This is a genomic window from Amycolatopsis sp. NPDC028719 (assembly GCF_055565395.1).
On the sequence record NZ_JBVHUL010000001.1, the window covers coordinates 1,482,623 to 1,489,081 of the forward strand.

Below are 6,459 nucleotides of genomic sequence, written 5' to 3' on the forward strand. Positions count from 1 at the left end.
ATGTCCTATGCTTTGCGCATGTCGACGGTCAAGAGCCGGCGGGAGCAGTACTCCGAGGCCACCCGGGCCGCCCTGCTGGCGGCGGCCACGCGCCGGTTCGCCGAGCACGGCTTCGCCGGGGCGGCCCTGGAGGACATCGCCGGCGACATCCAGGCCACGCGCGGCGCGATCTACCACCACTTCGCGAACAAGACGGCGCTGTTCGAGGCGGTCTTCGCGCAGCTCGAAACCGAGGCGATGGAGCTGTCCGCGGCCGCGGCGGCGCGGGCGGCGGACCCCTGGTCGGCGGCGTTCGCGGCCCTCGACGTGTTCCTCGACCGCTGCTGCGACCCGGTCTACGGCAAGCTCGTCTGGCAGGAGGCGCCGCTCGCCCTCGGCTGGCTGCGCTGGCAGGCGGCCGAAGAGCAGTACGCGTACGGCCTCGTCGAGCAGCTGATCAAGGCCCTGGTGGAGGGCGGCGACATCGACGGCCAGCCACTGGAAACCACGACGCGCCTGGTGTTCGGCATGCTCGGCACGGCCGGGATGGCACTGGCCGAAGCGGCCGATTCGGACAAATCGCGGCTCAAGTCGGAGTATGCGGCGGTGATCGGGAGGATGGCTTCGGGATTGCGGCCCGTCGTCACGTGAATCCGTGGCCTGTGGCTTTTCTGAACGCCGTTTCTTTCGGTTTTCTGACCCATTCGAGATAACGGGGACACCCTGAGTAGTACTTGTGAGGTCCGTGTAGGCTCCGGTTTCGCTTGACCGGGTGATCACTCACCCGAATCAGTGGCCGCCTGCGGGGGTGGATGGCTGCTACGTCGTCGGTTCGGGCTCGGATAGGAGATTTATGCAGGTCAGGTCCACTCTCGTGCGTGGCGGGATCGCGGCTCTCGCCGCGGCCGCCGCCGTCATGATCGGTTCGCCGGCCGCTCTCGCCGACGACGGTGCCGCGCGCGGCCGCGTCGTCGCGGACGACCACGGCAACGCCAAGGCCACCGTCGGCTACCGGCTCAACCTCGGCAAGGGCGGCGACTACATCGCCGAGCTGTTCGAGATGAAGCTGTCCAACGGCAGCACGCTGAAGCTCTACTGCGTGCAGATCACCGTCGGCCTGCGCACGGACGTCGACATGGTCGAGCGTCCGTGGAGCAAGTACCCGGCCGAGAACTCGCCGTTCGAGAAGAACAACACCAAGATCAACTGGGTGCTGCACAACGGCTACCCGGGCACCGGCCTCGACGCGCTGGGCAAGGCGCTGAAGAAGGCCGGCGTCGAGGTCCACGACGGCGTCTCCGAGCGCGAGGCCATCGCCGCGACGCAGGCCGCCGTGTGGCACTTCAGCGACGGCGTGAACCTGGACGCCACCAAGCCGCTGGCCGAGGAGAAGTCGGCCGACGCCAACGCCGACGTCGCCGCGCTCTACGCCTACTTCACCGGCGACCAGAACAAGGGCATCGGCGAGCAGCCGAAGCCGACGCTGAACATCGCCGCGGACAAGACCGAGGGCACCGCCGGCTCCAAGGTCGGCCCGTACAGCGTCGCCACCAGCGGGGACATCACCTCGCTGACCAGCCAGCTGCCCGAGGGTGTCAAGATCACCGACGCCGACGGCAAGGAGCTGAAGGGCACGGACGTCAAGGACGGCAGCAAGCTGTTCGTCGACATCCCGGCGGGCACCAAGCCGGGCAAGGGCGCCTTCACCCTCAAGGCCACCGGCGAGCTGGACACCGGCCGCCTGTTCGTCGCCGAGAACTACGCGAAGAAGCCGGCGCAGTCGCTGATCGTCGCCGACTCGGAGAAGACCGAGGTCACCGCGAACGCGCCCGCCAGCTGGACCGAGGCCGGTGCCCCGACCACCGCGCCGAGCACCACCCCGGCCGGCTCGAACGGCGGGGGCGGCGAGCTCGCCAACACCGGTGTCGACGCCGCGGTTCCGTTCACCGTCGGCGGCCTGCTGCTCGGTGGCGGCGCGCTGATGCTGCTGGTGAACCGGCGTCGCAGCCGCGCGTAAGCAGTAAGCAGTACCCGGGAACGGGGCCGGTCCACAGTGGACCGGCCCCGTTTTCGTACCCGACCATCGGATTGCGACCATCGGGGCGAAAGCGGCGAACCGCGCGTGCATTGGTCTAGACTTTTCGCCCGGACGGCGAAGGGACGAGGCCATGCGCGGTACGACCGTTCCGCCCGGGACGCCCTGCGAACGGCCGCGGGCGGGAGAGCTGCCGATGCACCGGCTGGAGGTGCCGGCCCCGCACGCGCCGCCGTTCGCGGTCGGCACGTTCGACGAGATCGGGCCGCTTTCGCGCGCGGAGTTCCCGCACCGGCACACCTTCCACGAGCTCGTCCACGTCACCGGCGGCACCGGCGCGCACGTCGTCGACCTGACGCACCGGCCGCTGCGGCCACCGCAGCTCGCCGTCATCGCGCCGGGGCAGGTGCACCAGTGGGCCGGCGTGCGCGGCCTGACCGGCCACGTCGTCCTGTTCACCGACGACTTCCTCCTCGACCACCCGGCCGACCGCGACCTGCTGCGGCGGCTGAGCGAACAGCCGTGCCTCCGGCTGGACGCGCCCGCCGGCGCGGCCGTCACACGGGTGATCGCCGACCTCGAAGAGGAGCACCGCCACGGCGAAGAGTCCGTGCTGCGGGCGCTGGTGCACGTCCTGGTCGTGCGCGCCGGACGGCTGCTGGGGACGCCGCCGCCCGCGCCCGCCGGAGCGGTGGCGGCGGAGTTCGCCCGGCTCACCGGCCGCCCGGACCCCGGGTCGTGGTCGGTGTCCGCGCACGCCCGGCGCATCGGCGTCACGCCGGGTCACCTCACCGAGGCGGTGAAGGCGGCGACCGGCCGCACGGCCGCGCAGCTGCTGCGCGAGGCACGGATCCGGGAAGCCCAGCGGTTCCTGCTCCGGACGGACCTCACCGTGCGCCAGGTCGCGACCCGCGTCGGGTTCGCCGACCCGGCCTACTTCTGCCGGTTCTTCCGCCGCGAAACCGGGCTGAGCCCCGGCGATTTCCGCCGCGGCGGGCAGAATCACCACGACTGACCGAGCCAGTCCATCGTCGCGCACCCGGTGCGCTGCCTACGTTCGAGGGGATTCCCGAAGCCCCCACGAGGAGCAGGCATGGACGAAGAGACCAAGCTCAGCCGCAAGACGGTGCTGCGCGCCGCGCTGGCCGCGGGTGTCGCCGCGCCGGTCGCGCTGATCGGCGGGCCGGCGCTCGCCCGCACGGCCGTCGCCGGCGGCCAGGCCCCGGAACTGACGCCGGCGTGCCACGACGACGACGATCCGACGCCGGCCCAGACCGAAGGGCCCTACTTCAAGCCGAACTCGCCGGAACGGACCGACCTGGCCACCCCCGGCACGCAGGGCACGCGCCTGACGGTGAGCGGCTACGTCTTCGGGCTCGCCTGCCTGCCGGTGAACCGCGCGCTGCTGGACTTCTGGCAGGCGGACGTCAACGGCGCGTACGACAACACCGGCTACACCTTCCGCGGCCACCAGTACACCGACGCCCAGGGCGCGTTCCGGCTCTCGACGATCGTGCCCGGCCTCTACCCCGGCCGCACCCGGCACATCCACGTCAAGGTGCAGGCACCCGGCCGGCCGATCCTCACCACCCAGCTCTACTTCCCGAACGAGCCGCGCAACAACACCGACACGATCTTCGACGCGCGGCTCCTGATGACCGTGCGGGACAACGGCACCGCGAAGGAAGCCGCGTTCGACTTCGTGCTGAACGTCCCGCAGTCTCCGACGTCCACTTCGACGCCACCGACGTCCACCTCGACGCCGCCTGGAGGCACCACGTGGGCGGCGGGCACCGGCTACGCGGCGGGTGCACGGGTCACCTACGGCGGCCGGGGTTACGTGTGCCTGCAGGCGCACACCGCTCAGCCGGGCTGGGAACCACCGGCCGTCCCCGCGCTGTGGCGGGCGGAGTGAGCCCCTGAGGAGGGACGCGCCCGACTTCCGCACGATTGGCGTCGACGTGACCCGCGCGGGCCTGGGAGATTCGCCGGTATGACGGATTCGAAAGCGTGGTTCCGGCGCTTCCACCCGGCCGCGCCCGGCGCGCCGCGGCTCGTCTGCTTCCCGCACGCCGGCGGGACGGCGAGCTACTTCCACTCGCTCTCCGCCACGCTGGCCCCCGCGGTCGACGTGCTGGCCGTGCAGTACCCGGGCCGGCAGGACCGGCACGCCGAACCGCTGGTGGACGACCTGTTCCTGCTCGCCGACCGGCTGGCGGAGGTACTCGCCGCCGAGGTCACCGGGCCGACGGCGTTCTTCGGGCACAGCATGGGCGCCAGCCTGGCCTTCGAGGTCGCGCGGCGGCTCGGACCCGGGCTGCTCGGCCTGTTCGTGTCGGGGCGCCGCGCGTCGGTCTCGTTCCCCGGTGGGCCGGTCCCCGAACGGACCGACGACGAGCTGCTCGCCGACGTCCGGCGGATCGGCGGCACCGATCCGCGGGTGCTGGCGCATCCCGAGCTCCTCCGGCTGGTACTGCCGGTGCTGCGCAACGACTTCAAGGCGGCGGAGGGCTACCACTACCGGCCGGGGCCCGACGTCTCCTGCCCGGTCTTCGCGCTGTTCGGCGACCGTGATTCGAGGGTCACGGAAGTCCAGGCGCGGCGGTGGGCGGAGCACACGTCCGGGCCCTTCGAGCTGAAGTCGTTCCCGGGCGGTCACTTCTACCTGAACGACAACCTCGGGGAGGTGGGCGGGCTGATCGGCGAGCGGCTCACCCAGTGGACGGGTGAGCCGCTCGCGTCGGATCAGCAGTAGAGGTTGGCGCCGGGGTCGACGCCGAGGAGCGACGTGATCTGGCGGTACTTGTCGACGCGGCTCTGCACCTGCGCCGGGTTGCCGCCGTTGCACTCGATGGAGCCGTTGATGCTGCGGATGGTTTCGCCGAAGCCGCGGCCGTTGACGATCGCGTTGTGCGGGGTCATCGTGCCGGGACCGCTCTGGGTGTTCCAGTACCAGAGGCCGGTCTTCCAGGCGACGGCCGCGTTCTGCTCGACCTGCCAGGGGTTGCCGAGCAGGTCGATGCCGAGGGCGTCGCCGGCGGCCTTGTAGTTGAAGTTCCAGCTCAGCTGGATCGGGCCGCGGCCGTAGTACGCGGCCTGGCCGGCGGGGCAGCCGTAGGGCTGGCCGTAGTCGCAGTAGTGCGGGTAGTTGGCCGTGTTCTGCTCGACGATGTAGACGAGGCCGCCGGTTTCGTGGTTGACGTTCGCCAGGAACGCCGCCGCTTCCTGCTTCTTCACCGTGTCGCTGCCGGTGGTGGCGAAGCCGGGGTAGGCCGACAGGGCCGCGGTCAGGCCGCTGTAGGTGTAGAAGCTGTTGCGGCCCGGGAAGATCTGGTTGAACTGGGCTTCGCTGATGACGAACGAGCCCGGGTTGCCGGGGTTCGTGCCGCCGCCGCAGTCGTAGGGCTCCCAGTACCAGGTGCTGATGACGGGGTCGTAGCCCGGGTTGGCGTTCTTGGCGCGGTAGTAGCTGCCGTTGGTGTACTTGACGACCGCGCCGACGTCGTACCACTGGCCTGCGACCCAGTTGGGCGCGTTGCAGGTGGTGCCGCCGCCCCCGCCGTCGCAGCTGTAGGGCTCCCAGTACCAGGTGCTGATGATCGGGTCGTAACCCGGATTCGCGTTCTTGGCGCGGTAATAGCTGCCGTTGGTGTACTTGACGACCGCGCCCACGTCGTACCACTGGCCCGCGACCCAGTTGGGCCCGCTGCAGGCGGCGGCCGCGGCCTGCGGGGCCTGACCGGTGGCGGCGGGCACGCCGAGCACGAGTGCGGCGGCGGCGGCGAATGCTGACAGGACCGCGACAAGACGTCTTCTCAAGACTGGCTCACTCCTTCGGCCACGACGGAGTCCGGACGCGGGGGCGCCCGGTGTCGGAGGGGGTGTGCTCGACCGGCCGGACCGAGGGTGACACCGGTCACTAGAGCAGATTGGTCTAGTCCAGTCAAGGATTCGGGTGGTCCGGGCAAGGGGTGTGCGCGAACGACTCCCGCATTGAACCGGTTGGCGGATGGGTTTCGGCGATGGCTGGTCCAGCGACGCGAATGACTCATTCGGGGCGTGGGAGGTCCCGAACGAGTCATTCGCGACGCCGGCCGGGCGGCGCCGGGGGCGACCGGCGTGAGCCGCCGCGTCGGTGCCGAGGGGCGTGCTGCCGGTGCGCGGGCTTGCCCGCCTCGGGCGGCGGGTCTGCGCGCCCGGCCTGGCGTCGGGCGGACGTGCCGCCGAATGCCGGGTTCCGGTCGTCGGTCCCGCGTGATTGGGCGGGCCGGCGCCGGGCTCAGCCGGCCGGGGGCTCTCCGGTCCCGGAGCCGACCGGCGTGAGCCGCTGCACCGGTGCGAAGTGGTCTGCTGCCGGTGCGCGGGCTTGCCCGCCTCGGGCGGCGGGTCTGCGCGCCCGGCCTGGCGTCGGGCGGACGTGCCGCCGAATGCCGGGTTCCGGTCGT

The 6,459-nt window shown here is 71.4% G+C and carries 6 protein-coding genes; 5 read left to right on the plus strand and 1 reads right to left on the minus strand.

The features are described 5' to 3' along the window. Positions 1–18 precede the first annotated feature (18 nt). From ACZ4TR_RS07395 to ACZ4TR_RS07415, 5 genes are all read left to right on the plus strand, one after another. Complete coding sequence (locus tag ACZ4TR_RS07395) at positions 19–630, plus strand: TetR/AcrR family transcriptional regulator (RefSeq protein WP_465286181.1); 612 nt, start codon at positions 19–21, stop codon at positions 628–630. 202 nt (positions 631–832) lie between these two features. Next, positions 833–1,996, plus strand: coding sequence for a thioester domain-containing protein (locus tag ACZ4TR_RS07400; protein ID WP_364524101.1), 1,164 nt, complete (start codon positions 833–835; stop codon positions 1,994–1,996). A 151-nt stretch (positions 1,997–2,147) separates the two neighbouring features. Next, positions 2,148–3,029: a helix-turn-helix transcriptional regulator gene (locus ACZ4TR_RS07405; RefSeq protein WP_465286182.1), complete on the plus strand. Its 882-nt coding sequence runs from the start codon at positions 2,148–2,150 to the stop codon at positions 3,027–3,029. A gap of 78 nt (positions 3,030–3,107) precedes the next feature. After that, positions 3,108–3,929 (plus strand): dioxygenase family protein, encoded by an 822-nt coding sequence (locus tag ACZ4TR_RS07410; RefSeq protein WP_465286183.1) that lies wholly within the window; start codon positions 3,108–3,110, stop codon positions 3,927–3,929. Positions 3,930–4,007: 78 nt separating this feature from the next. After that, positions 4,008–4,769 (plus strand): thioesterase II family protein, encoded by a 762-nt coding sequence (locus ACZ4TR_RS07415; protein WP_465286184.1) that lies wholly within the window; start codon positions 4,008–4,010, stop codon positions 4,767–4,769. On the opposite strand, the gene ACZ4TR_RS07420 is transcribed toward ACZ4TR_RS07415, so the two are convergent. Continuing rightward, positions 4,760–5,779, minus strand: coding sequence for a chitinase (locus ACZ4TR_RS07420; protein WP_465286314.1), 1,020 nt, complete (start codon positions 5,777–5,779; stop codon positions 4,760–4,762). The two genes, ACZ4TR_RS07415 and ACZ4TR_RS07420, sit on opposite strands and share 10 nt — an antisense overlap. Positions 5,780–6,459: the final 680 nt, after the last annotated feature.

Bases quoted from the DNA above. Each gene is read 5' to 3' on its own strand.
- ACZ4TR_RS07400 (WP_364524101.1), top strand. From the start codon at position 833: ATGCAGGTCAGGTCCACTCTCGTGCGTGGCGGGATCGCGGCTCTCGCC.
- ACZ4TR_RS07395 (WP_465286181.1), top strand. From the start codon at position 19: ATGTCGACGGTCAAGAGCCGGCGGGAGCAGTACTCCGAGGCCACCCGG.
- ACZ4TR_RS07415 (WP_465286184.1), top strand. From the start codon at position 4,008: ATGACGGATTCGAAAGCGTGGTTCCGGCGCTTCCACCCGGCCGCGCCC.
- ACZ4TR_RS07405 (WP_465286182.1), top strand. From the start codon at position 2,148: ATGCGCGGTACGACCGTTCCGCCCGGGACGCCCTGCGAACGGCCGCGG.
- ACZ4TR_RS07410 (WP_465286183.1), top strand. From the start codon at position 3,108: ATGGACGAAGAGACCAAGCTCAGCCGCAAGACGGTGCTGCGCGCCGCG.